23 protein-coding genes, 1 tRNA gene and 1 pseudogene are annotated in these 25,779 nt (G+C 63.3%); 4 read left to right on the top strand and 21 right to left on the bottom strand.

All coding sequences use genetic code 11. The features are described from left to right. Positions 1-14: 14 nt before the first annotated feature. From CRD59_RS00215 to CRD59_RS00120, 20 genes and pseudogenes are all read right to left on the bottom strand, one after another. Positions 15-845, bottom strand: coding sequence for an inositol monophosphatase family protein (locus CRD59_RS00215; RefSeq protein ID WP_113852597.1), 831 nt, complete (start codon positions 843-845; stop codon positions 15-17). A 160-nt stretch (positions 846-1,005) separates the two neighbouring features. Next, positions 1,006-1,674: pseudogene (locus CRD59_RS00210) on the bottom strand (AAA family ATPase); the annotation flags it as partial. Beyond that, a complete protein-coding gene (locus tag CRD59_RS08310; protein WP_407923095.1) occupies positions 1,604-1,855 on the bottom strand; it encodes an AAA family ATPase in 252 nt (83 codons plus the stop codon). The gene CRD59_RS08310 and the pseudogene CRD59_RS00210, both read right to left, overlap by 71 nt. 170 nt (positions 1,856-2,025) lie before the next feature. Then, positions 2,026-2,412 carry a hypothetical protein gene (locus CRD59_RS00200; RefSeq protein WP_113852594.1) on the bottom strand — a complete coding sequence of 129 codons (387 nt, stop codon included), beginning with the start codon at positions 2,410-2,412 and terminating at the stop codon, positions 2,026-2,028. A gap of 217 nt (positions 2,413-2,629) precedes the next feature. Continuing rightward, positions 2,630-3,604 (bottom strand): methionyl-tRNA formyltransferase, encoded by a 975-nt coding sequence (gene fmt, locus CRD59_RS00195; protein WP_236632633.1) that lies wholly within the window; start codon positions 3,602-3,604, stop codon positions 2,630-2,632. A gap of 75 nt (positions 3,605-3,679) precedes the next feature. Further along, positions 3,680-4,384 carry an HAD family hydrolase gene (locus CRD59_RS00190; RefSeq protein ID WP_113852593.1) on the bottom strand — a complete coding sequence of 235 codons (705 nt, stop codon included), beginning with the start codon at positions 4,382-4,384 and terminating at the stop codon, positions 3,680-3,682. A 113-nt stretch (positions 4,385-4,497) separates the two neighbouring features. Continuing rightward, on the bottom strand, positions 4,498-6,753 hold the full coding sequence (locus CRD59_RS00185) for a primosomal protein N' (protein WP_113852592.1): 2,256 nt from the start codon (positions 6,751-6,753) through the stop codon (positions 4,498-4,500). Between the two features lie 18 nt (positions 6,754-6,771). Then, positions 6,772-7,992 (bottom strand): methionine adenosyltransferase, encoded by a 1,221-nt coding sequence (gene metK / locus CRD59_RS00180; RefSeq protein ID WP_113852591.1) that lies wholly within the window; start codon positions 7,990-7,992, stop codon positions 6,772-6,774. 79 nt (positions 7,993-8,071) lie between these two features. Further along, positions 8,072-8,359, bottom strand: coding sequence for a DNA-directed RNA polymerase subunit omega (gene rpoZ, locus CRD59_RS00175; RefSeq protein WP_113852791.1), 288 nt, complete (start codon positions 8,357-8,359; stop codon positions 8,072-8,074). A gap of 99 nt (positions 8,360-8,458) precedes the next feature. Further along, on the bottom strand, positions 8,459-9,124 hold the full coding sequence (gene gmk, locus CRD59_RS00170) for a guanylate kinase (RefSeq protein WP_113852590.1): 666 nt from the start codon (positions 9,122-9,124) through the stop codon (positions 8,459-8,461). A 141-nt stretch (positions 9,125-9,265) separates the two neighbouring features. Beyond that, entirely contained in the window at positions 9,266-12,634 is a 3,369-nt protein-coding gene (gene carB, locus CRD59_RS00165; RefSeq protein WP_113852589.1) for a carbamoyl-phosphate synthase large subunit, read from the bottom strand. Further along, the gene (carA, locus tag CRD59_RS00160) at positions 12,627-13,853 is read right to left on the bottom strand and encodes a glutamine-hydrolyzing carbamoyl-phosphate synthase small subunit (RefSeq protein ID WP_113852588.1); all 1,227 of its coding nucleotides are present in this window, start codon (positions 13,851-13,853) and stop codon (positions 12,627-12,629) included. The genes carB and carA overlap by 8 nt, the downstream gene beginning before the upstream one ends. 82 nt (positions 13,854-13,935) lie before the next feature. Beyond that, on the bottom strand, positions 13,936-14,961 hold the full coding sequence (locus CRD59_RS00155) for a DUF1672 family protein (RefSeq protein WP_113852587.1): 1,026 nt from the start codon (positions 14,959-14,961) through the stop codon (positions 13,936-13,938). A 129-nt stretch (positions 14,962-15,090) separates the two neighbouring features. Beyond that, positions 15,091-15,750, bottom strand: coding sequence for a transcription antitermination factor NusB (gene nusB, locus CRD59_RS00150; protein WP_113852586.1), 660 nt, complete (start codon positions 15,748-15,750; stop codon positions 15,091-15,093). A 14-nt stretch (positions 15,751-15,764) separates the two neighbouring features. Further along, positions 15,765-16,328 (bottom strand): elongation factor P, encoded by a 564-nt coding sequence (gene efp / locus CRD59_RS00145; protein WP_113852585.1) that lies wholly within the window; start codon positions 16,326-16,328, stop codon positions 15,765-15,767. Positions 16,329-16,538: 210 nt separating this feature from the next. Beyond that, positions 16,539-17,738: an elongation factor Tu gene (gene tuf / locus CRD59_RS00140; protein WP_113852584.1), complete on the bottom strand. Its 1,200-nt coding sequence runs from the start codon at positions 17,736-17,738 to the stop codon at positions 16,539-16,541. Positions 17,739-17,921: 183 nt separating this feature from the next. Continuing rightward, positions 17,922-20,048 (bottom strand): elongation factor G, encoded by a 2,127-nt coding sequence (gene fusA / locus CRD59_RS00135; RefSeq protein ID WP_113852583.1) that lies wholly within the window; start codon positions 20,046-20,048, stop codon positions 17,922-17,924. Positions 20,049-20,074: 26 nt separating this feature from the next. Then, the gene (gene rpsG, locus CRD59_RS00130) at positions 20,075-20,545 is read right to left on the bottom strand and encodes a 30S ribosomal protein S7 (RefSeq protein ID WP_113852582.1); all 471 of its coding nucleotides are present in this window, start codon (positions 20,543-20,545) and stop codon (positions 20,075-20,077) included. A gap of 3 nt (positions 20,546-20,548) precedes the next feature. Beyond that, positions 20,549-20,920, bottom strand: coding sequence for a 30S ribosomal protein S12 (gene rpsL / locus CRD59_RS00125; RefSeq protein ID WP_113852581.1), 372 nt, complete (start codon positions 20,918-20,920; stop codon positions 20,549-20,551). Between the two features lie 302 nt (positions 20,921-21,222). Continuing rightward, entirely contained in the window at positions 21,223-21,585 is a 363-nt protein-coding gene (locus CRD59_RS00120; protein WP_113852580.1) for a DUF488 domain-containing protein, read from the bottom strand. A 161-nt stretch (positions 21,586-21,746) separates the two neighbouring features. Between CRD59_RS00120 and CRD59_RS00115 the strand changes: the two genes are divergently transcribed. The 3 genes from CRD59_RS00115 to CRD59_RS00105 all read left to right on the top strand — a co-directional run bounded on the left by CRD59_RS00115 (position 21,747) and on the right by CRD59_RS00105 (position 23,524). Beyond that, positions 21,747-22,640, top strand: coding sequence for a YwiC-like family protein (locus CRD59_RS00115; protein WP_161522233.1), 894 nt, complete (start codon positions 21,747-21,749; stop codon positions 22,638-22,640). Further along, positions 22,637-23,173 (top strand): DNA-deoxyinosine glycosylase, encoded by a 537-nt coding sequence (locus tag CRD59_RS00110; protein WP_113852578.1) that lies wholly within the window; start codon positions 22,637-22,639, stop codon positions 23,171-23,173. The genes CRD59_RS00115 and CRD59_RS00110 overlap by 4 nt, the downstream gene beginning before the upstream one ends. Positions 23,174-23,448: 275 nt before the next feature. Next, positions 23,449-23,524 (top strand) — tRNA-His (locus CRD59_RS00105). A 98-nt stretch (positions 23,525-23,622) separates the two neighbouring features. Here CRD59_RS00105 and CRD59_RS00100 read toward each other — a convergent pair. After that, positions 23,623-24,222: a hypothetical protein gene (locus CRD59_RS00100; protein ID WP_201736505.1), complete on the bottom strand. Its 600-nt coding sequence runs from the start codon at positions 24,220-24,222 to the stop codon at positions 23,623-23,625. A gap of 343 nt (positions 24,223-24,565) precedes the next feature. Here CRD59_RS00100 and CRD59_RS00095 point away from each other — a divergent pair, with 343 nt between their 5' ends. Beyond that, positions 24,566-25,591, top strand: coding sequence for a threonine aldolase family protein (locus tag CRD59_RS00095; RefSeq protein ID WP_113852577.1), 1,026 nt, complete (start codon positions 24,566-24,568; stop codon positions 25,589-25,591). Positions 25,592-25,779 lie beyond the last annotated feature (188 nt).

Here is a 25,779-nt window from a genome sequence, read left to right as displayed (position 1 = left end):
CCTGCCACCCGCTCTCAACGCAAGTAGTGGGCAAGTTCCCCGTCAATAAGCCCGTTGGATGCGACGACGTCGTTGTTGTGCTCCCAGGAGACGGGCTGTCCGTTCCACTGGCAGAGCCGGCCCTGCGCCTGCCAGACCACGACCGCCCCTGCGGAGACGGCCGGTATGTCCCAGGAGTGCAGCATCGGCTCGAAATAGGCATCGTAGGAGCCGTCGGCCACCCTGCACAAATCCAGGGAGGTGGGTCCTACCCGCTTGATGTCAGCGGGCCGACCGGCCATCTGCGCTACCGTCTTGAGGGCGCGCTCGGACTCACGGGGGAAGTAGGACATGCCGAAGCTGACCACCGACCCCTTGAGCTGTCGGGTTGTCGAAGGCATGATCTTCTCCCGCTTGTCCCCCACCGTTGTCCGCCTGACCCGAATAGCCCCCTGCCCTTCCGCAGCCAGGTAGGTCAGGCCCAGGACCGGCGCATGGACGACTCCCAGGACAGGCTTGGCCCGCCCTTCCTGATCGACGTTGAACAAGGAGATGGTGATGGTCCATTCGGCCATGTTGCGTACGTAGTTGATCGACCCGTCGATATGCCCCAGGCACCAGTATTTACGGCCGGGTTTGCGGTCAGAGCCCTCCTCCTCCCAGAAGCCATCGCAGGGGTCGGAAGCCACGATCTTGGCCCGGCAGTAGCGGATGAGGCGGTCATCGATCTCGGAGGCGAAACGGGAGTCCCCGTCGGCACGCATAGGGTTGCGCAGGTCGTGGGGGTTGATCTGGTCCTGAAGGGCGTGGCGGCCGGCTTCGCCCGCGATGTGGGCCGTTCGGATCGCCAGGTCGCGCAATTCCATGTCCTCTTGACCTTTCTCGGGGCTATCGGGTGGATGGGCCTGCCCCTTCCGGCGCAGACCGACGGAGCGAAACTGCCGGCTCCGGTAGTCGCGGCCCTCACTTGGAATCCTACTCGGCGACCACCAGGCTGCAAGCGCACCAACCATGCGCACCAGTCCGTCAGTCACTCGCGCGACGCGAGTGGGCTGGGGCCTGATACCCGTCAGATGTCCGGAATCCAGTCCGTTGAGCGAGGCCAGCGCTCAAGTCCTTCATCCGCCAGGCCGTCGCACGCTCGCGCCGTTCCTGATCCACTGCCCGCAGACAGTCGTCCAGACCAAGCCCGACCCGACTGCCGGAGGCGAACGAGGCCTTGTGGGCATAGGTCTTGGCCTCATCCACCATGTGGGAGAGCATGGCCCCGGAAACCAGGTCACACAGATGGATGCCGACCCAGGCGCCTGCTTCGTCACTCCCTTCACAGACCAGACCCTCGCTGCCTCCACGGTATATCTCATCAGCCATACGTCGGGCGAGCCCATGGGCAGTGACCCCTTCGGCAAGAGGCAGACCCGCTTTGAGCAAGCGGTCCAGTATGACCTCCCCTGCCTGCCGGTCCGGCCGATTCACCCGGATCTTCAGATCGAATCGGCCCGGCCGAAGGACCGCGGGATCGACCATGTCTATCCGGTTCGAGGCGCCGATGACCAGCACACGATCCAACCGCTCCACCCCGGCCAGCTCGGCCAGGAACTGGGGCACCATCGTCGTCTCCATGTCAGACAAGACGCCGCTGCCTCGAGTACGTGGGAGTGCGTCCACCTCGTCGATGAATACGACCACAGGCCGATCCTGCGCCGCACCCGCCCTGGCTTCGTAGGAGTCGCTCTGACTCGCCGACGAACTTGTTCAGCAATTCAGGCCCCTTAATCGACAGGAAAAGACCTGGGCCACCCGGCCCTTGCGCCAGGTGGTGTGCGACGGCTTTGGCGATCATGGTCTTGCCATTGCCAGGCGGACCATAGAGCAGAAGCCCCTTCGGCGGACGCAGGTCGAAACGACGGTAGAGTTCAGGATGTCGCCAGGGCAGCTCTACAGCGTCTCAGATACGGGCTATCTGCGCTTCCAGGCCCCCGATGTCATCGAAGGTCACCTCCGGCACCTCCTCCAGGACAAGCCCGTCGCTTCCATCCCCCTGGACTAGGAACATGGCCAGCACGCCCGCCGGATCGACAGGTAGAAGGTCAACCACCTCGATAGGGACGTCCAGCGGGTCACAAGCCCGCTCCACCAGGCATAGGCCACGGACTGGTCCTTGACCAGGAGCCGGCCGGGGGCGTCGACCCGTTGCACCTGACGGACCGGTCCCGAATTGGGCGGCTCCCGGGCGGCGACGACCACCATGCGCTCGTCGAGCAACACGGTCTGTCCGGCCCTAAGGCCCTCCACGGGCAGAAGGGGCGAGACGGCCACCATCATCCCCCGAGCGCCATCCACGAGCTCCACCCGTGCCCGCTGCACCCCCTCTTCATAGGACACGCTTGCGATACCCAGCAGGAGGGCGCAGGTCAACGGCGGCCCGGTCATCTGCTCCAGCTGCCGCCGAGCCTTCCTCAGTTCCTCCGCCGCCTACCGCAGGACCGGGGCCAGGGTCAGGGTCCGGTTGCTCTCCTGCAGGAATCGGGCGTTCCCGCCCTCCTGATAGCCGGCAGTCCGATCTGGTTCTTTCAGCCTCCCCATTGGTCCACCTCCGTTCCCCAACGCGAACACCCACAGGACACCGGTCCCCACGTACAGGCCCGTATCAGTCGCAGTAGGCCCGATCACCCAGCCGTGCCCCCCGGGCCCAGTCCGCCGCCTTCATGGTCCGCTTGCCCGAGGCCTTGACCTGGATCAGTTCCAGTGGCATGCTCTTGCTACCGACCCAGACCGCCTTTCTGCCGACCGCCAGCTCACCTGGCGCAAGACTGCTGGGGGCGGCCTGGTCTTCGGAATGGACCGGTCGCGCCTGAAGTATGTGCAGGGTTATCCCTTCGTCACCCTTATCGTGGTGGAGGAGGCACCAGGCGCCGGGGTCGGGCGTACATGCCCTAATCTGCCGGTCCAAGGCGAAGACGGGTGCGTCAAAACGTATGCGGGCGTCCTCAACGGTGATCTTGTGGGCCGTTTCATAGGCACCCTGGGGCTGTGGCTGGGGCTGCGCCCGACCTTCACCGACGGCTTCCAGAGCGGCGGCCAGCAGTTGGGACCCATCCCGAGAGAGACGCTCCAGCAGCTCCCCCGAGGTCTCCTCGGCTCCGATCGCGACCGTGGACTGGGCCAGTATCGGACCATCGTCCATCCCGCGGGTGAGCCGGAAGACCGTGGCCCCGGTGATCTCATCGCCCGCCCAGATGGCCCGTTGCACCGGGGCCGCTCCCCGCCACTGGGGCAGCAGGGAGAAGTGGAGATTGTACCAGCCGTGGTCCAAGGCATCCAGAACCGGTTGCTTGAGAATCCGTCCATAGGCCACGACAGCGCCACAGGTTGCGCCTGTAGCCCTGATCTGATCGGGGAAGGAAGGGTCGGACGGGTTGGATTCCAGGACCGGGATTCCCAGCGCCTTCGCGGTCCGCTTGACCGGACTCTCGCTCAGGCGCCGCCCCCTCCCCTGTGGGGCGTCGGGTCTTGTCAGGGCTGCGACCACCCGGAAGCGGTCCGGTTTGCCGGCCAGCAGTTCCAAGGCCGGTACAGCCACCTCCGGCGTACCCGCAAACAGGATTTTCAACGGTTCGCTCACGTCGATTCTCTTTCCTTTCACACCGAGCCCGTTCACCTGGGCGATTGCTTCCACTTGGCTTCCGCTTCCACTGTCCTACCTCACCCCAGGAATGTCGATACCGGCACCGATCAGCGCCGCGCGCAAACCATAGGGATCCTCGAAACGCAGGCCTCGAATACCGGCCATGGCGGCTCCCTGGACATTGAGTCCGCGGTCATCCACGAAGAGGGCATCATCGGCGGCTATTCCGAAACGTTCAAGAGCCAAGCGGAAAATAGCACAATCGGGCTTGCGCATGTGTACATAACCCGATACCACCTTGCCGTCCAGCATATGCAGGATCTCATAACGGTCCCAGACGAGCGGGAAGGTCTCGGCCGACCAGTTGGACAAGCCCCATACTCCCACGCCGGCTCCCTTGAGGTCCTCCAGTAATTTGCGCGCACCAGGCACAGGACCCACCAGGGAGTCGACCATATTGTCAATGTAGTAGCGGAACATACCGGCCCAGGGCTCGCCATGATGCCTGGCGACCCAGGCCACCGCCTGTTCGGACCCGACCCCCTCATCCATCATGTCGTTGGCCTCATAGAATCCCGATCGGCCGCCATCCATCAAGGCCTCTATATGCTCCTGTGAATAGCGGCTTATCAATGCCATGGCAGGGTTCCACTGCACCAGGACCCTTCCGAAGTCGAAGATCACATGGCGGATAGGCCTGCCCAGGGCTCCGGCGGCAGGGCCTTCGCCGACGATGTGGTCGGCTTCGATATTGACATCATTGGGATACCCGTGCATGCTCCACCCGTCCTTCTGCGCAGGACCGCGCCACCCAACGCCGGCTCCTATGGGCTACCGTCCGCATCCATGCAAGCATGCAGCCTCGACGCACCCGGCTTGGGCCTTCCCCCTCAGGAAAGGTCCTTGGGATCCATGCGGAAACGCAACTCCCCACGCCCCCGGGAGGCCATATGCCGTGATATGGCGATATGCAGGCGACCTGCCAGCTCATCCCTGCGGTTGACGGGCACGCGGACCAGGGCGCGAACCCGGTCGCCGACACCCTCAAGCACTCCCGTCTTGAGCTTGGATTCAGGGGCGATAGGCACCGGTCCCATCAGCGCCGGCAGCTCCTGCCCATCCACCTCGACTGTGCCCAGGTCACCGCCTGGCAGGGCACCTACCGACTCCAAAGCTCCCATGACGGGGTCCCGGCCACCCCATACCACGGCCGCGGCCTGCGTGGGTGGAAGACCGGCCTCAGCCCGGTCGGCCAGCTCGGCGGCGGCCAGGACGGCGGGGCGCCAAGTGATCAGGGCCTGGACCAAGGCCGAATCGCTCTCCCCAAGAACCAGGACCTGTCCGCCGTCAGCACGAGGTGCGCACAGGGCCGCCACCCTCATCCAGGCGGTCAGCGTATCGATCCGCGCGTCGATCCCAAGAGCGTAGAGGGAGGTCCAGGCATCCAGGATAGCGGCGCCGGCATAGGCCTGTGACCCTTCGGGCGAGCGCGGCACGATCCGGGGCTCCGCACCAGGTGTTGCGATGACCAGTCGGGGGCGGTCGTCGATGGTCTCCACTATCCCCCGCGGCTGGTAGGGGGTGGATATCACGATTGGCTGTCCCCGGAAAAGCAGGCGGAGCTCCTCTGCCGTGCCCGCCGCCCCCACACGGACGAGGCGCATGCGCTCGCAACCGCAGGCGCCACACGACCAGTCCACGGCGGCCTGGCCGCACCATGAGCATCTGGGGGCATGGCCGACTCCGGCCGCATGCAGGGGGCCGGCGCAGCGCGGGCAACGGGCCTGCCGATGACAGGCCGCGCATGAAAGGGCCTGCGTCACCCCATCCTGGGGAATCGACAGTAGGACCGGGCCCCGTTCCAAGGCCTTGTTCAGGACAGCCACGGCCGTGTGTGGCACACGTGCGCCGATGGTCGGATCAGCCAACCGGGTCAGCTCTTCACGATTGAGCCAGCGCACCCAGGGCAGACGGGCGGACACTGCGGACCTATCGGGTTCCAGGGGCCGGGCGGGGCCGGTGACCCCAGATGAGGCTTGGACGGCTTCCGGCGAACACTCCCACTGGGAAAGGGCCGAGCGCGCATGGCCCAGGCTCAGGAATACACCCTCGTGGCTCCTGGCCCGCAGCCGAAGCACCCCGCGTGCGTTCGCGTATGGTGTCATTCCATCCGCGTTCTGGTAGGCACCGTCGTCGAGGATCATGAACAGGGCAGGACCTTCAACGGGTGCGTACATGGCCGCCCGCAACCCGATGACACATGAGACCTGTCCGGTCGCCACGGCCAGGTAAGCCCGGTACCGGTCGGCGGGGGCCATGGTCGAACCCAGAAGGACATAATCGCCCGACCAACCGCCCTGTCCGGCGGGGTCGGGGGCGAACGGACGAAGACCGGACATTCGCAGGGCCACGGACAGGCTTTCCATATGCCTGGCGTCCGGAAGCACAGCCAAGGCTTGCCGACCTGATGCGAGCGCCGTCAGAATAGCCCAGACCATCAGGTGTTCCCGCTCTTCCGGACCGGGGAGGGCGTCTACCACGAAGGCGGCGAATCCGCCCTTAACCAGGGCTTGTTTCAGTTCGTCGGCTTCCGGATAGGCCGTTCCCAAGCGTACGGTCAACCGTTCCCGGGCTCCCGTCGACGCACAACCGGTGCCCCCGTCCGAATCCTCACCGGGATGCGTCCCGGATCGGGTGTCGGCAAAAGCCTGTTCCCGTTCTATCCGGGCCACGCGGGGAGGCAGGGCCAGACGAAGGATGTTGGCCCTGGTCCCCCCAAAGGCCTTGGCTATGGCGGTCAGGTCATCGCGCATGGAGGCCGATACCAGAGGGTGTTTGACGACTACACGCTCCAGGTAGCGCAAGGACTGCTTGGGAGCTTCACTGCTCTCGGTCCTCCCCCAGATGATTCCGTTGAGCCGCTGCCCGCCAAATCGTACCCTGACCAGGACCCCGGGCTGCGCGGCCTGGTCGTCGCGTTCGTCCACCAAGTAGTCGAACGTCCGTCCCAGGTGCGCGGCCTGTACGTCCAGCACCACCTGGGCGATAGGCAGATGGCCTGCCTGCTGGCGGACCCGCTTTCTGGAGGGCTTGCGGCGGGGTCGGTCCAGCCCATCCAGGGCCGGCTGCTCAGCAACTTGGCTCACAGCCCTCCTTCCCGCGGTTCAGGCGAGCTGAGCGACTGCCGCCTTCAGCTCCTCCGCCTTGTCGGTATGCTCCCAGGTGAAGTCCGGATCGGTACGGCCGAAGTGTCCATAGGCCGCAGTCTTGGAGTATATGGGGCGCAGGAGGTCCAGTTCGTCGATGATGGCGGCCGGACGCAGGTCGAACACCTGACGGACCGCCTGCTGAATCTGGTCGCGGCTGACCCCCTGTTCAGTGCCGTAGGTCTCCACGTTGACGGAGACCGGATCCGCCACGCCGATGGCGTAGGCCACCTGCACTTCGACCTTGTGGGCCAGCCCCGCAGCGACGATGTTCTTGGCCACCCAACGGGCGGCGTATGCGGCCGACCGATCCACCTTTGTCGGGTCCTTGCCGGAAAAGGCACCGCCGCCGTGGTGGGCGGCGCCACCGTACGTGTCAACGATTATCTTGCGCCCAGTCAGGCCGGCATCCGCGGCTGGTCCTCCCAGGATGAACGAACCAGTCGGGTTGACCAGGAGCCTGTAGCCTTCATGCTCCACCCGCCGACCGCAGACCTCGTCCAGGACAGGTGCGATGACCTCGCGTCGCAGCTCCTCTTCCAGCCAGCCGCGCTTGACGTCCGGGTCATGCTGTGTGGAGATGAGTACGGTCTCCACGCTGACGGGACGGTCCTGATCGTCGTATTCGATAGTCACCTGGGTCTTGCCGTCGGGACGCAGGCCCGGCACGATGTCCTGCTTGCGCACCTGCGCCAGGCGGTAGGCCAGACGCTGGGCGAGCAGGATGGGCAGGGGCATCAGCACATCGGTCTCATCGCAGGCGTAACCGAACATGACCCCCTGGTCGCCTGCACCTTGTGCTTCATAGCGTTCTTCGCGGGTGGCCGCGGATTCCCCGGCCCCCTTGAGCCTGGCCACACCCTGGTTGATTTCAGGGCTCTGCTCGCTGATCGCCACAGTCACACCACAGGAATCGGCATCCAGACCTATCTGCGAGCTGGTGTAGCCGATTCGACGCAGGACCGAGCGCACCTGGGTCTGTATGTCGGTGTAGCCGGCGGAACTGACCTCCCCGAATACAAAGAAGAGGCCGGTGGCCGCGGATGTCTCCACTGCCACGTGCGAGTGCGGGTCCTGGGCGATCAGGTCATCCAGAATCGCATCCGAGACCTGATCGCAGACCTTGTCCGGGTGGCCTTCGGTCACCGATTCAGCCGTAATCAACCGTCGTTCTGCCATAAGTGGAACTCCACCATCCTTCACTGCTTATGCCTGCATGAGGGCGCCAGGGCCCTACGTCCCGGGAAATCGCGAAGACTCAGTTGCCTTCGGTCAGGTCGTCCTCGCCCAGGGTCTCCTCCAGGAGCCCCTCGTTGATCTCGCGGAAGGCGATGGACAGGGGCTTCTCCTGGTTCTGGTACTCGACCAGGGGGCCCACGTTCTGCAGGAGGCCCTCGTTGAGCTGGGTGAAGTATGAGTTGATCTGCCGGGCCCGCTTGGCCGCGAAGATCGACAGCGCATACTGCGAGTCTGTGTGTTCCATCAACTGGTCGATGGAGGGGTTAGCGAAGCCCTGCGGCTGCGGCTCAGTGCCAAAGGATGCCATGAAAGTTTGCTCCAATACGGTGGATGACCATGTCTGTTCAATCATCACGATTTTAGCGCCCAGCCTCGATTTACGGTGCGACAAGCGCGCAGGGCGTATTCAGCCCAGGCCATACTCACGGGCGATGACCCGCCACAGGGCATCAGCTGCCCGTTCGACGGTGTCATTGACTATGACCACGTCGAACTCCCCCTGGCTGTCCATCTCCACCCTGGCCGTGGCCAGACGCCTGCGCCGCTGGTCCTCGTCCTCGGTGCCACGTTCGTCCAGACGCTTGATCAGGTCGTCGAATGAAGGCGGTGCCAGGAAGACGTACACCACCTCCAGCCCCATGTCCGACGCGCGCTGACGCACACGATGCGCCCCCTGCAGATCGATCTCCAGGATGGTCGGCACCCCTTGGGCCATATGGTCCAGGACCGGCTTCAGCGGCGTGCCATAATGGGACATGCCGTGGACCAAGGCCGTCTCGAGGAACTCGCCTCTGGCCTTCCTGGCCGCGAACTCGTCCTCATCCATGAACCAATAGGTCATGCCGTCACGCTCACCCGGCCGCGGCTTGCGCGTGGTGGCCGAGACCGAGACCCAGACCTCGGGATGCTCGCTGCGCAGGCGGGCCTCAACTGTGCCTTTACCTACCGCCGTGGGCCCGGTCAGCACGACCAGTCTGCCTTTGCCCGCCAGATCCCGGCAGGCCTGGCGCTGTGCGGCGTCGGCATCCTCGCCCGTGACGTCCTGTGTGTCCACCGTCTGCGACCTGCTCATACGCTAATTCTCTCTTCCCGCCGTTTCTACGAGTATAGCCACAGTGGGTCGAACAAACCCCGGCGGACGTATGCGAGGGGTGGAGCGGACATGGGGGAACCCTTCGGGACGGCCGCATGGTGGGCTTTTCCTCCTTTGCGTTCATCCTTCGGCATGCTCGTACGCGAAGAGCCTCCGGGCACGCTCCTGGATGCTCACCACCTGGTAGTCCCCGCTCTTGACCGCCTCGATGGCCATCAGGACCGCAGCGAACTGGGTGACGGTCGTGAACTGGGGCAGGTCCGCGGCCACGGCGGCGGCGCGGATCAGGTATCCGTCGGAACGCGAATCACGCGAAGAGGGCGAGTTGAGCACCATGTCGATGCTTCCGTCCTCAATGAGCTCGACCGCGTTCCGCCCCGGACGTCCGGCTGTCCGGTCAGCCCCCTCCCGCCCGTCACCGTCACTGATCTTTCCCACCAGATCCACGTCGATGCCATATCGTTTCAAGACGGATGCCGTGCCCTGCGTAGCGCATATGGTGAAGCCCAACTCATGCAGGCGGCTGGCGATCATCGGCAGCTGGCGCTTATCCGCGTCGTTGACCGAAAGGAAGGCCCGGCCCGACGTCGGCAGGCCGCCGGCATAGGCCGCCAGCTGCCCCTTGGCGAAGGCATGCGGAAAGTCACGGTCGAACCCCATGACCTCGCCGGTCGAACGCATCTCGGGCCCCAGGAGCACGTCCACGCTCTGGCCCACCGGCGTGCGGAAGCGTTTGAAAGGCAGGACAGCCTCCTTGACCGCCACCGGCTGGCCCGGTCGGCTGGCCCCTCCGTCGCTGTCCGGCAGCAGAAGTCCTCGGGCACGCTGGTCCGCGACCGACTCCCCCACCATGATCCGCGCCGCCGCCTTGGCCAGGGCGGTACCAGTTGCCTTGGAGGCGAAGGGAACCGTGCGGGAGGCGCGCGGGTTGGCTTCGATCACATACAGGGTGTTGGCCATGAATGCGAACTGCACGTTGATCAGCCCGCGCACCCCACAGCCGTCAGCTATGGCCCTCGTGGCCTGGCGCAGACGGTCGATCTGGTCGTCCGAGAGGGTGGATGGCGGCAGTGTGCAGGAAGCGTCGCCTGAGTGTACTCCAGCCTCCTCCACATGTTCCATGATGCCGCCTATATAGAGCTCATTCCCGTCGTAAAGGGCATCCACGTCGATCTCGATGGCATCCTGAAGGAACTTGTCGATAAGCAAGGGGGAGGGCAGGCGGCCGGATACCACCGTATCGGCCCGGGCCTGCCTCAGGGCTCGCTCCACATACCCGCCCAACTGCCCGTCGTCGTACACAATCTCCATACCGCGCCCGCCCAATACGTAGGAGGGACGGACCAGGACCGGGTAACCGATGTTGTGGGCGGCATCCCGGGCCTCATCAAGGGACATGGCCGTGCCATAGCGGGGGGCGTTCAACCCCTCGCGTTTCAGGACCTGTCCGAACAGTTCCCTGTTCTCCGCCAGGTCGATGGATTCGGGGCTGGTACCCAGGATCGGCACACCGGCCTGCTTGAGCCGGGCTGCAAGGGAGAGCGGTGTCTGCCCGCCCAACTGCACGATTACACCCTTGACGGGCCCCATCCTGAGTTCGGCCCGGTAGATCTCCAGCACATCCTCGAAGGTGAGCGGCTCGAAGTAGAGCCGATCCGACATGTCATAGTCGGTGGAGACAGTCTCGGGATTGCAGTTGACCATGATCGTGTCATAGTCCCGTCCCAACTCCTGAACCGCGTGCACGCAGGTGTAGTCGAACTCCACGCCCTGCCCGATCCGGTTGGGTCCCGAACCGAGGATGATGACGGCTTCGCGCCGGCGGGGTTTGAGCTCGGATTCCTCGGCGTAGGTGGAATAGTAATAGGGTGTGACCGCGTCGAACTCGGCCGCGCAGGTATCCACGGTCTTGTAGACCGGTCGGATTTGGTAATTCCAGCGCAGTTCGCGGATGACCGTCTCGCCCCGGTCCCCCATCCCGCGAAGGTGGGCTATCTGCAGGTCGGACAGGCCTGCTCGTTTGGCCCGGCGCAGGAGGTCGTCGTCCAGGAAGTCGGCCTCGCGCACCTCCATTGCCAGGTGATTGATCGCATTGATCTGTTCCAGGAACCACCGGTCGATTCCGGTGGCCAGGAAGACCTCATCAACGCCGGCGCCACCCCAAAAAGCCCGCTGTATCTGCAAATAACGGCCTTCTGTGGGCCGACGCATGGCTTCCAGGAGTTCATCGACCTCCCTGTGGTCCGGCCTGGCACCATCCCAGGAAAAGCCCAAGCCCCGTTTGTCGATGGAACGCATGGCCTTGCCCAAGGACTCCTGGAATGATCCACCCAATGCCATGGCCTCCCCCACCGACTTCATGGAGGTGGTCAGCGTGTCGTCGGCGCCGGGGAATTTCTCAAAGGCGAAGCGCGGCACCTTGGTCACCACATAGTCGATCGCGGGTTCGAAGGAGGCCGGCGTTGAACGGGTGATGTCGTTGACGATCTCGTCCAGGGTGTAGCCAAGGGCCAGCTTGGTCGCGATCTTGGCGATGGGGAATCCGGTGGCCTTGGAGGCCAGGGCCGAGGAGCGTGAGACGCGCGGATTCATCTCGATCACAATGACGCGGCCGGTCTCTGGATTGACGGCGAACTGGATGTTGCAGCCGCCGGTGTCCACGCCCACACCGCGGATGATCGCGATGCCGATATCGCGCAGCTTTTGGTATTCGCGGTCGGTCAGTGTGAATACGGGTGCCACGGTCACTGAATCGCCGGTGTGCACACCGACCGGGTCCACATTCTCTATGGGGCAGACCACGACTACGTTGTCCAGGCGGTCGCGCATAAGTTCCAGTTCGTATTCCTTCCAGCCTTCGATCCCCTCCTCCAACAGCACCTCATCGGTGGGCGAGTAATGGATGCCGGCACCAGCGATCCGATGGAGTTCCCCCTCGTCGTGGGCGATGCCCGAACCCAGGCCACCCATGGTGAAGGAGGGACGCACAACCAGCGGGTAACCCAGCTCGGCGGCCACGGCATCGGCTTCCTCAAGGCTGTGCGCGATCCGTGAGCGGGCCGATTCCGCACCCGCCGCCTCGACCACCTGTTTGAAAAGCTGACGGTCCTCCCCCCGGTCGATGGCGTCAAGGGACGCACCGATCAGCTCCACCCCATACTTGTCGAGGACACCGGTCCGTCCCAGCTCCTCGGCGGCATTCAACGCAGTCTGCCCTCCCAGGGTCGGCAGGAGGGCATCGGGACGTTCCTTGGCTACGATCCTCTCCAGAATTGCGCAGTCAATCGGCTCGATGTATGTGGCATCGGCCATCTCGGGATCCGTCATGATCGTGGCGGGGTTGGAGTTGACCAGGATGACGCGCACCCCCTCCTCCTTCAGGACCCGGCAAGCCTGGGTACCCGAGTAGTCGAATTCGGCGGCCTGACCAATCACGATCGGGCCGGAGCCGATGACCATCACTGATTGGATATCTTCGCGCTTAGGCATGAGCCTCATCCTCCCTGGAGCCCTTCATCAAACCCACGAACCGATCGAACAAGTGGATGGCATCGTGGGGGCCGGCCGCCGCCTCGGGGTGGTACTGTACGGAAAAGGCCGGAATGTCAATGCATTCCAGCCCTTCTACCACATCGTCGTTCAGATCCACATGGGAAACACGAACCCTGCCGTATCGCCCGCCGCCATACGGTGCCGGCACCGGGCCGCCAAGCGGGGCATCCACCGCGAACCCGTGATTGTGGGCGGTGACCTCCACCCTGCCGCTAGTCAAGTCCTTGACCGGCTGGTTGATACCACGGTGACCGAACTTGAGCTTGTAAGTGCCGAAGCCCAGGGCCCGCCCCAGCAGCTGATTGCCCAGGCAGATGCCGAAGAGCGGCAGACCTGCGTCCAGGCAGCCGCGGACTAAATCGACTTCCCGATCGGCCGTGCCCGGATCCCCCGGGCCATTGGAGAAGAAAACCCCATCAGGATGCAGGGACCGGATATCCTCCAATGTGGTGGTCACCGGCAACACGTGCACCCGACAGCCCCGTTCGGCCAGCAATCGCGGTGTCATGGCCTTGAGCCCCAGATCGACGGCAGCTACCGTGCAGACAGGAGCTGACCCTTCGAAATCCCCGGACGGCTCGAGCGTATAGGCCTGGGTGGCGCTAACCTCTCCTGTCAGATGGGATCCTTCCATCCTCGGGGTCCGACGCACCGTTTCCAGCAGCTCGCCCGTGGTCAGAGGCCGGCCGTTTTCGGCCTGCAGGGCGGCACCCGAAAAAATACCGGCCCGCATGGCACCCGCTGAACGCAAGTGCCGCACGAGCCGGCGCGTATCCATGTGGGAGATGCCCACGATCCCTTGGTCGACCAGGAGACCATCAAGGGATCCGTCCGATCTCCAATTGCTGACCGTGGGCGATGGCTCCCGCACCACGTATCCGGCGACCCAGACACGGCCGGACTCACCGTCCTCCCCGTTGATCCCTGTATCCCCTATATGCGGGAAGGTCTGGACGACGATCTGCCGATCGTATGACGGATCGGTCAGCGTCTCCTGATAACCCGTCATCCCCGTGGAGAACACGATTTCACCTTGCGTCTGACCCAGTGCGCCGTATGCGTCACCTGCGTACACTTCCCCGTCCTCCAGAACCAGAAGGGCGCGAGCGCGAGAATGACTGTCGGCTGCAATGGTTGTGGCATCCTGTAGATTCACCCAAACCCCTTAGTCGCAGCGAATGTTCGCAGTCAGTGTAACGACAGCCCTGGATTATCTTGAATAGCGGGGAAGCCTGGTGTCAACCCCTTCCGCCGGGATACAGGTATCTGGTGTCGACGGTGCCGTCGCTCTTCTTCTCCTCGCCGGTGTTCACAGTGTCCCCGTCAGCCATGCCGGACGAATCGGTGATGGCGTTGCTGAATAACGAGATCGTGTAACCGATGGGCGGCAGGGTATGCGACTGCGCCCAGCGTGTAAGGTCCTTCTCCACCCGGTCGACACTGGATTGCGGCGGGAGCTTGTTGCTGGGGCCGTACATCTGTATGGCCGTCTCGATGACCTTGCCGCGCTCCCCCAGTTTCCCCTCCTGCATCGCCTTGGAGATGTCCCGCTCGAACATGGGACGCAGTGTCCGGGCATTGAGATCACTGCCTTCCACATACGCATCGACGATGTCTTCGAAGTCCCCGCCTTCGAGCTTGAAGTAGAACCAGGGGCTCTCATAGCCCACGGAACGCGTCTTCGCGATGGCCTCCTGCCGGAGCCCGTAGAAGTTCATGGACCTCGCCTCCTCTGCCAGGAAGGCGTTGAGCTGGTCGCACTCCTGCTGCCACGCCCTGTGGTACAGCCCGGTGACGATGGCCGTCTTGACGTTCTCCCACAGGTCGTTCGGATCCCCCTTGATGTGGCCCTGTTCATCCATGTCCACCTGGACCGAGACCGTGAATTGGGGATCAGCGCAGGAAACGTTCACATGGGCTCCGTTGATAGCCGGCCAAACGGCGTTGACCGTCACATCCGAATGCCAGCGATTCTTCATGTAGGAGACCACCATGCGCTTGATCTCCGCCTCATGCTCCTGTACCGGCTGACGCATGTCCTGCGAGTCCTCGGGGGCGAACCCCTGGCCGGTGTACTCCTGCACCGGGGTCGTGGCCACCTTGGCCGGCCGGCGCAACGTGGGACCATCCGAGGCCTTGCGGCCCAGGTGGATGTCCACGCCACCCACCGAACAGCCGCCCAGTAGACCGACCGTAAGCAGGCAGGCAACCACGGCTACGGCGCGACGCCGGAGGGCCTTCGGACCGCTGAGCGAACTTGACATCTCCCAACCACCCCTACTTCACACAATTCGGATCCACCAGCATAGGACACAGCCGATGGCCAACGGATAGGCGAGCACAGGCCCGCTTCCCCGTCTGCCTCGGTCGCAGTCTATGGAGCGCCGCCGCTCTCAGCCCAATTGGGGCGGAATATCCAAACTCAGATCATCCAAGGTTACCCCTTCGACCGCATCCTTGATTTCAGTCCCTGGCCGAGGAAGCACGCCATCCTCCGTCCGGGCGCCGTCAGACCGCGATGTCTCGCCGCTGTCATCGGAAGTGTCAAAGCCGCCGTCCGACTCGGCCTTCGCGGCCTCCGCTTCGGCCAGAGCAGCGATCCGGGCCGCCTCATCAGCCCGCTCACGGGCGTGTGAGGCATCCTCCTCCACTGCCTGCCTGTCACGTTCCACTGCTGATAACAGACCATGGATGAAAGATGGGGAATCGGCTTCGCTCAAGGTCTTAGCCAGTGACAATGCCTCATCGATGGCCACCTTGCCCGGGACCTCTGGGTTGTACAGCATCTCCCAGACGGCGATACGCATGATGTTGCGGTCGATCACAGCCATTCGTCTGACCGGCCAGGATGTGGAATGCTCATCCAGGAGGCTGTTGATGTCGCCCAGGTGGTCAGCCACTCCGCGCACGATCTGGATGGCATAGTCCGGCAAGGGGGTCTGTGCTCCGGGCTGGGCTATGCGTTCGCTGAGCAGGGACTCGATGTCCTGCCCTTTCTCGTCCGCCTCGTACAAGGTGTTCAGTGCCCGCTTGCGGGCTGTGGATCGTGCCATCTAGCCGGTGGCCCTCAGTTCTCGCGGCCCAGGTAAGACCCGTCCCGGGTATCCACCTTGACCTTCTCGCCCTCGCCAACGAACAGGGGGACCTGAATCTCGGCGCCGGTCTCAACGGTTGCGGGCTTGGTGCCCGCGTTGGAACGATTGCCTTGGATGCCGGGCTCGGTGTGCGTGATGGTCAGAATCACCGAGGCCGGCAATTCAACGGAGAGCGGACTGTCATCGTGGAAGGATATCACGCAGTCGGTGCCCTCCAGAAGGAAACGCTCCTGGTCGCCGATGAGGGATGCGGGGATGTTCACCTGCTCATATGTGGACATGTCCATAAAGACGAAGGAGTCGCCGTCCCTGTAGGAATACTGCATGGACCTGTTGTCAACGGTCTCAAACTCCATCTTCATACCGGCGTTGAAGGTCCGGTCCACGATCTTGCCCGACAGCACATCCTTGATGGTCGTGCGCACGAAAGCCGGGCCCTTGCCGGGCTTGACGTGCTGGAACTTAAGCACCGTCCATAGCTTGCCGTCCAGGTTGATGACCGACCCGTTCTTGATGTCGTTGGAAGTCTGCGCCACTTCGTACCACCTACTCTTGTCTCGCTGCTCACGCTTCATGTCTGAATCGCACCCGCGTCGACTCACGCCGGGCACGCACACCCGTTCATTATGCCACGGCAGGTGAACACCGTGGACCTCCCACACCCCGGACAAGCGAAAGGTCCTGGATGCACAGAGCATCCAGGACCTTTCGCGGCCTCGAAGGCCGTCAACCTGTCTTGGTTGAGACTACTCGATCACCTTGGTGACTCGGCCTGAGCCGACCGTGTGGCCGCCCTCACGGACAGCGAAGGTCAGGCCTTCCTCCATGGCGACGGGCTGAATCAGCTCGACCGTGAAGGTGGCGTGGTCGCCGGGCTGGACCATCTCCACACCCTCGGGCAGGGTGATGACACCGGTGACGTCGGTGGTGCGGAAGTAGAACTGCGGACGGTAGTTGGAGAAGAACGGCGAGTGACGGCCACCCTCATCCTTGGTCAGCACGTAGACCTCGCCCTCGAACTTGTGGTGCGGGGTGACGGTGCCGGGAGCAGCCACGACCTGGCCGCGCTCAACGTCCTCGCGTCCGACACCACGCAGGAGCAGTCCTGTGTTGTCTCCGGCCTCGGCCTCGTCCATCTGCTTGTGGAAGGTCTCGATCGAAGTGACGGTGGTGGACTGGGTGTCACGGATGCCGACAATCTCCACATTGGAGTTGACCGGCAGCTTGCCGCGTTCCACACGACCGGTCACGACGGTGCCACGGCCGGAGATGGTGAAGACGTCCTCGATGGGCATCAGGAAGGGCTTGTCCAGATCGTGGACAGGGGTCGGGATGTACTCGTCGACCTTGTCCATCAGATCCTTGATGGTCTGCACCCACTTGTCATGATCCGGTGCGTCATCGTGCAGGGCGCCGTAGGCGGAGGTGCGGATGACCGGGCAATCACGGTCGAAGCCGTTCTCGTCCAGAAGGTCGCGGACCTCTTCCTCGACCAGCTCGATCAGCTCGTCGTCGTCGACCATGTCGCACTTGTTCAGGGCGACCAGGATCTTCGGAACACCCACCTGGCGGGCGAGCAGGACGTGCTCGCGGGTCTGGGCCATGGGGCCATCGGTGGCGGCGACCACGAGGATGGCGCCATCCATCTGGGCGGCACCGGTGATCATGTTCTTCACGAAGTCGGCGTGGCCGGGGCAATCGACGTGAGCGTAGTGGCGCTTCTCGGTCTGGTACTCGATGTGCGCGATGTTGATCGTGATGCCGCGGTTCTTCTCCTCGGGGGCGGCGTCGATCTGGTCGAAGTCGTACTCGGGGTTAATGTCCGGGTATTCATCGTGCAGCACCTTGGAAATGGCCGCGGTCAGGGTGGTCTTACCGTGATCGACGTGGCCGATGGTGCCGATGTTCACGTGCGGCTTGGTCCGTTCGTACTTTTCCTTTGCCATTGTGTTTTGTCCTCCTGGACGTTTCGTAGTTTGCCTGTGCGAACCACGCACAAGACACTCGCTACATATTACTGGGTAATTGGGATGTTCGCCACTTATGCCCTCCGCCCAGTCAGCGATAGAAAGTGTACCGCCGACTGGAGACAGCGGACGGGTTCAGGACCCGCCCCGGACATCAGTGGGTCACTCGCCCCGCTGGGCCTTAATGATCTCGTCGGAGACGGCCTTGGGCACCTCTGCATAGGAGTCCATCTGCATGGTGAACATGGCGCGGCCCTGGGTCTTGGACCGCAGGTCGCCGATATAGCCGAACATCTCGGACAGCGGCACCTTGGCATCGATGACCTTCACGCCGGTGGCGTCGGTCATGGACTGGATCGAGCCGCGACGGGAGTTGATATCGCCCATCACGTCACCCATGTACTCCTCGGGCGTGCGGACCTCGACGGCCATGATCGGCTCAAGGATGACCGGCTTGGCCTTGTGCGCGGCTTCCTTGAAGCACATGGAACCGGCGATCTTGAAGGCCATCTCCGAGGAGTCGACCTCGTGGATCTGACCATCGGTCAAGGTCGCCTTGACCCCCACAACCGGGAAGCCGGCGAGGATGCCGGACTCCATGGCCTCCTGCACACCAGCGTCCACCGAGGGGATGAACTCCTTGGTGATGTGGCCGCCGGTGACCTTGTTCTCGAATTCGTAGGTCTCACCTTCGGTGGTCTCCAAGGGCTCGAAGTTCATCAGGACCTTCGCGAACTGTCCGGAACCACCCGTCTGCTTCTTGTGGGTGTACTCCTGGTTCATGACAGCCTTGCGGATGGTCTCGCGGTAAGCCACCTGGGGCTTGCCCACGTTGCAGTCCACATGGAACTCGCGGCGCATACGGTCCACCAGGATGTCGAGCTGGAGCTCGCCCATTCCGGAGATCAGGGTCTGGCCCGACTCCTCGTCGGTCTTGACCTGGAAGGTCGGGTCCTCCTCCGAGAGCTTCTGGAGGGCAACGCCCATCTTCTCCTGATCGGCCTTGGTCTTAGGCTCCACGGCCAGCTGGATCACGGGATCCGGGAAGGTCATGGACTCCAGCGACATCGGCTCCTTCTCGTCGCACAGGGTGTCACCGGTGGTGACGTTCTTGAGACCGACGAAGGCGTAGATGTTGCCGGCGATGGCGTCATCGACCGGGTTCTCCTTGTTGGAGTGCATCTGGAAGAGCTTGCCGATGCGCTCCTTCTTGCCCTTCGTGGAATCCAGGACGTTATCGCCCTGCGAGACCTTGCCCGAATAGACACGGACGTAGATGAGCTTGCCGTAGAAGGGGTGGGTAGCCACCTTGAAAGCCAATGCGGAGAACGGCTCGTCGATGCTCGGCTTGCGGTCGATCTCGACGGACTCGTCACCCACCTTGTAACCCTTGATGGCGGGCACATCCTCGGGGCTGGGCAGGTAATCCACCACAGCATCGAGCATGGGCTGCACGCCCTTGTCCTTGAAGGCGGAACCGCAGAAGACCGGGAAGGCCTCCTGCTCAATCGTCATCTTACGCACCGCCTTGCGGATCTCCGGCTCGCTGATCTCCTCGCCGCCCAGGTACTTCTCCAGGAGGGACTCGTCGGATTCGGCGACGGCCTCGATCAGCTGGGTGTGGTAGTCCTCGGCCTTGTCCTTCAGGTCGTCCGGGATGTCGATGGTGTCGTAATGGGCGCCCAGGTCCTGGCCGTCCTTCCAGTAGTAGGCCACCATGCGCACCAGGTCGACGACGCCGCGGAAGTCGTTCTCCGCGCCGATCGGCAGCTGCATGACCAGGGGCTTGACACCGAGCTTGTCCTTGATGGTGTCGACCGAATAGTAGAAGTCGGCACCCAGCTTGTCCATCTTGTTGATGAAGCAAATGCGGGGGACACCATACTTGTCGGCCTGACGCCAGACGGTCTCGGACTGGGGCTCTACGCCTTCCTTGCCGTCGAAGACAGCGACAGCACCATCGAGCACACGCAGGGAGCGCTCCACCTCGGCCGTGAAGTCCACGTGGCCGGGGGTGTCGATGATGTTGACCTGGTAGCGGTCCTCGGGGTCGTGGGACTGACGGTTCCAGAAGGCGGTGATGGCAGCGGACGTAATCGTGATGCCGCGTTCCTTCTCCTGGTCCATCCAGTCCATCGTCGAGGCGCCGTCGTGGGTCTCGCCGATTTTGTAGTTGACGCCCGTGTAGTACAGAATGCGCTCGGTCGTCGTTGTCTTGCCGGCATCGATGTGGGCCATGATGCCGATGTTACGGACCTTCGTGAGGTCGGTCAGCACGTCTTGTGCCATAATTCCCTATTCTCGCTCTCTACTTATTACCAGCGATAGTGGGCGAAGGCCTTGTTCGCCTCGGCCATCTTGTGGGTGTCCTCGCGCCGCTTGACGGAGGCGCCCAGACCATTGGAGGCGTCCAGGATCTCATTGGCCAGGCGCTCGGCCATGGTCTTCTCGCGACGAGCGCGGCTGAAATCGGTCAGCCAGCGCAGGGAGAGTGTGTTGGCGCGGTTGGGCTTGACCTCGACGGGCACCTGGTAGGTGGCGCCGCCGACTCGACGGGAACGGACCTCCAGGGAGGGCCGGATGTTGTCCAGGGCGCGCTTCAAAACCGCGACAGGCTCCTGATCGGTCTTGGCCTTTACCTGCTCCAGGGCGGTGTAGACGATGTCCTCGGCGATGGACTTCTTGCCATCGAGGAGAATCTTGTTGATCAGCTGCGCGACGACCGTCGAACCGTAGATCGGGTCGGGCAGGAGCTGGTGCTTCTTTGCTGGTCCTTTACGTGACATGCCTTACTTAGCCTTCTTTGTTCCGTACAGGGAACGGCCCTGCTTGCGATCCTTGACACCCTGCGTATCGAGCGCGCCGCGCACGATGTGGTAGCGCACACCCGGCAGATCCTTGACACGGCCGCCGCGCACCAGCACGATGGAGTGCTCCTGCAGGTTGTGGCCTTCGCCGGGGATATAGGCGCTGACCTCGATGCCGGAGCTCAGGCGCACACGGGCGACCTTACGCAGGGCCGAGTTCGGCTTCTTCGGGGTGGTGGTGTATACACGGGTGCAGACGCCGCGGCGAAGCGGGCTGCCCTTCAAGGCCAGAGTCTTGGACTTACTCTTCTTGGCCTTGCGTCCTTTACGGACGAGCTGTTCAATTGTTGGCAACTGATTCTCTCCGATTTCCTTGGGAATTCACGTATTCCGTCGTTCGTGAAGCCGCCTCGCTGCGGCCCCACCCCACCGAATCCCTCTCGGAGAGCAAAGCAGCCACAGTCCACCGGCCCGATGGCCCGCAATCCTCCCGCCAGCGCATTGCTGCGTGCGATTCCTTGGATTGCCGGGATATCCCAGCGCCCACCCCTGTCACATAAGGCATGCCGCTGGCACATACAGGTATTCACCATAGCACGATTCACGCCGTTTCACCAGCGAGGAAATGCGGGTTGTGGCAACTGATGCCATCGGTGTCAGTCTCCGGCCCGGACCTCCATGTAGTCGCGCAGGACGGCCGCCTGGTTGAGTTTCGAATCCTTGGCCCCATAGAGCAGGGTGACCACCGGGCGGGTACGCAGCAGCTCCCCCAAGCGGGCAACGGCCTCTGGGTTATCGTCCAGCTCGGCCCGGTACCGTCGGACGAATTCAGCGTATGCGGAGGGGTCATGCCCCCACCACTTGCGCAGCTGCGAGCTGGGGGCGATCTCCTTGAGCCACAGGTCCAGCCGGGCTTTGTCCTTGGACATTCCCCGCGGCCAGAGCCGGTCCACCAGCACCCGTGTCCCGTCCGTCCCCTCGGCCCGTTCATACACCCGCTTGATGCGCAGTTCCGCCATGCACAAGCACCTCCTGCCGTAATTCTAGGCCCCCCTTCCCGGCCCCGCTACAAGACTGAGGCATGAGGCATTCTGTCCCAGCCCTGATACCCCTTGCCCGCCAGCCACCCTGGCAATACAGTGGGGAAAGTCCCTATTCATTCTCTGCAGGGGAGGCATCCATGGCCTACGCAAGAGGCCTATCCGCCCGGGGCCGCCATCTAATCCGCCTCTGGCTGCCGACCCAGCCCGGTGCCTGGGCCATGGCCCTTCTGCCAGCCCTGGGGGGACTCGTCCTCAACGGCCCCTCCTGGCGGGCCATCCTGCTGCTGTTGGCCTGGATCCTGTGCTACTGCGCCCAGTTCGCCATCTCCCGCTGGTTCTTCTCCCGTCGTGCGGTCCGCTACCAGGCACCGGCCGCCGCCTACGGCGGACTGACGATCGCAGCCGGTCTGGCCCTCTTGGCTTGTGCGCCGGGCCTACTGCGTTGGGTACCCGCATACCTGATCCTGGGCAGCCTATCATTCCTGGCCGCCCACCATCACCAGGAACGCAGCCTGTGGGGCAACGCCACGGCTGTGCTTGCCGCCTGCGGGATCTGCCCGATCGCAGCGTCTCTGGGCGGTTCACCAGTCGCCGGACCCACCCTGGAACACGGATGGGGTGGCTACTGGGCATGCCGGACGAACCCTGGCGTCAACTGCTTCGCTGATGGATTCTTTCCCCGCGAGGCCCTTGGATCCGCCCAGGCAGCCACACTGATCTTCGCCATCGGCGAGTTCGGATCGGTGTTGTTCGTCAAGACCATGATCCGCGAGCGCGGCAGCCGCGGCTACTACCTTCTGTCCGTGGCCTGGAGCTTGATCCTGCCGGCTTTCATGGCGCTGGCGGTCCCCGTCCTCGGCGTCTGGCCTCTTCTGCTTGCCTTTGCTCCGACGCTGCGGGCCGCCCTGGTCCCTCCCCTCGCACCGCCAAGACTGCCGGTCAAATACGTCGGCCTGATTGAATTCGCCTCGTCGGCTGCGGTGTTCGCCCTTGCCCTTGCCGCAGGCTCTGTGCTTGAATTGCCGCTATGACCCGCGTGGAACACGGTTTCGGACCGCTCTGGGATGAGGACAGCCGTGTACTGCTTCTCGGGTCCGTGCCAAGTCCCAGGTCGCGTGAAGCCGGCTTCTACTATATGAACCCACACAACCGTTTCTGGCCTGTCATGGAAGGGTTGTTCAAAGAACATATTGGACCGGATCCGGCCGGGCGAGCGGCTTTCCTGCACAGACACCGCATAGCGCTGTGGGACGTGATAGCCTCCTGTGACATCGAAGGGGCTCGGGACGCCAGCATCAGCAACGCCGTTCCCAACGACCTGACACCAATCCTGCGGAGCGCCACCATCACGCATGTCTTCACCACCGGGGCCATGGCCACCAGACTTTACCGGCAGCTGATCGAGCCAGGTCTGCCGGAGGACGGACCAAGCATCCCTGTGACGCGCCTGCCTTCAACCAGTCCGGCGAATGCAGCCATGCGCCTAGCTGACCTGCAGGATGCCTACCGGCCCATCCTACGAGCAATCGGACTGACAGCAGATGAGGGTAGGAAGGGGCATTAAGTGTGCCTGACGAACGGGAGGACTCACCCAGATAGCCGGATAACCGCACCCATGCTTTCAACGATTGCACAAGACGGCCGGACCTGGCGAGGCAGCCAGACCGGTAGCCGCAGATTCGTGAAACCCAGGCAGCCGGGCCGATGCCATGGTGCATGTCAGACATCGCAGACGACGCGGCTTAGCACGCGCAACACGACAGGAGAGGCAAAAAGTTAGGGCATAGTGTAGAGTAATTGTTCGTTGCACGACGCTGCACGCAGCGTCAGATGCACATGGTGGCTATAGCTCAGTCGGTAGAGCACCTGATTGTGGTTCAGGAGGTCGCGCGTTCGAGCCGCGTTAGCCACCCCACCTTCAAACTCATACTCCTCTAACGCCTCTAACGTGTTAGCGGACTCGCTTTGCTTGAGTAAAACACCGTTTTGTCAACTTCTGTAGACCGCCCGCTATCAATAATCAGTCGTTTCATATGGAGTGGTTGACCGGCTTGGCAAATCGTCCGGGCATTTGAGATTTACAGGGATTAATGGGAGCAGAAGCTTGAGGAGCAGAGGTTGGCGGGTCTGGAGGAAGTGGCCGTGGTTACGGAGGAGGAGGGTGCCGCCTAGGTGGTCGAAGAGGAGTTTGCCTTGGAGTTCGTTGCAGTTGAAGGGATCATTGAAGGAGTTGAACAGATAGACTTCGCCAGCGTTGGCCTTGATGCGCGGCCAGTCGTATGAGTCCTTCAGAGTCAGGCTCGGATTTGGGTGGGGGCTGCAGTAGCCTGCTACCAAGTACGTGGCACGCACCGGCTTGCTTACCTGCTCCAGCAGGGAGAAGATCAGGTTGGTGCCCGCAGAATGGCCGATGAGGACAGTCCCGCCATCGACGGGCAGTCCCAAGTCCCGGAACTTGCGCAATGAATACTCCAAGGGCTCCCTGTCCAGCAGGGGCAATTCCGCGACGGCGGCATCCATCTCCCAGCCCTTGCGCGTTTCCGCCAAGCCCCGGTACCAGTAGCAGTCGGCACTGGCGTGGGGTGTGGACCCATGGAAGATAATCACGTTCATGTGAACCTCGATCCGGCTCAGGCAGTGAAAGCAGCATAGCATCATTCGAACGAATTTTCGAATATCCTCAAAATCCGTCAACAGCAGGCGGCAACCGGCGCGCTGAGTCCAGGAACGCCCCCGACTCAGCCCCTCGCTCGGCCAGACCAAATCGGCAGTGACAGGGAAACTGCTCTGCGCAACAATTCAGTCTCCGCTGACCACCCAAAACCCATGGCAGCCCGGCGGATGAACCGCACCGATAGAATGGCAGAAACCATAAGGTGGTGTCTGCTCCGCCGGACGAGCAGGGACCCGCAGGTACACCGGCGGCAGGGAAAACCTCGACGAAAGGACACGGAAGATGTTGAACTTTGTCAATGATTATTCCGAGGGGGCTTGCCCGGAGGTGCTGCGGGCGCTGGTGGAATCCAATATGGAGCAGCTGCCCGGCTATGGCAAGGACCGCTATACGCGCTCGGCGGCGGAGAGGATCGCCCGGGCCTGCGGCAAGCCGGACGCGCAGGTCTTCTTCATCTCGGGCGGCACGCAGACCAACCAGATCGTCATCTCCACCCTGCTCAAGCAGTACCAGGGCGTGGTGGCGGCCAGCACGGGCCATGTGAACATGCACGAGGCCGGCGCCATCGAGGCCGTGGACCACAAGGTGCTGACCATCCCGGAGGTGGACGGCAAGCTGCCCGCCCCCGCCTTGCGCGAGTTCCTGGAGACCTTCTGGGCCGACGCCAACCACGAGCAGATGGTCTTTCCCGGCATGGTCTACATCTCCTGGCCCACCGAATACGGCACCCTCTACTCCAAGGCCGAGCTGACCGAGCTGCATGACATTTGCCAGCAATACGAGATTCCCCTCTACATCGACGGCGCGCGCCTGGGGTACGGACTGGTCGCCCCCGGCACGGACGTGACCCTGGAGGACATTGCGAACCTGGCGGACGTGTTCTACATCGGCGGCACCAAGGTGGGCGCCCTGTGCGGCGAGGCCGTGGTCTTCCCCAAGGCCGACGCACCCGAGTACTTCGGCACGCTCATCAAACGCCGGGGCGGGTTGCTGGCCAAGGGGCGCCTGCTCGGAGTGCAGTTCGACGCCCTCTTTACCGACGGGCTGTACACGCGCATCTCCCACCAGGCCATCGACACCGCCGAGATCATCCGCAAGGCCTTGCGTGAGAAGGACTATGAGTTCTTCATCGACTCACCCACCAACCAGACCTTCGTGGTGATCGAGAACAGCCGGATGGAGGTCCTGCGCCAGCAGGTCAACTTCGACTTCTGGGAACGCAAGGACGCCGACCACACGGTCATCCGCTTCGCCACCTCCTGGGCCACCAGGACCGCAGACGCCCAGGCCCTGGCCGAGCTCCTGTAAAACGAAATGCCCTCCCCTCAAGGCACGGCATCGCCGGGAGGGGGGGGGGGGCTTAACATCATGCAGGTCGGATAGGCCGGCTGGGATGGAACCGGCTTGGGCCAGCTGGCAACGGCGATCTTGGTCCGGCCGATTCACCAGGCGAGCGCCTGCTCCATGGAGGCCAACGCCGGCATCCGGTCCCAGCT

Origin of the sequence: Bifidobacterium xylocopae (assembly GCF_003315615.1) — a bacterium.
GTDB lineage: Bacteria > Actinomycetota > Actinomycetes > Actinomycetales > Bifidobacteriaceae > Bombiscardovia > Bombiscardovia xylocopae.
This window is presented reverse-complemented; position numbering and strand designations above follow the sequence as displayed.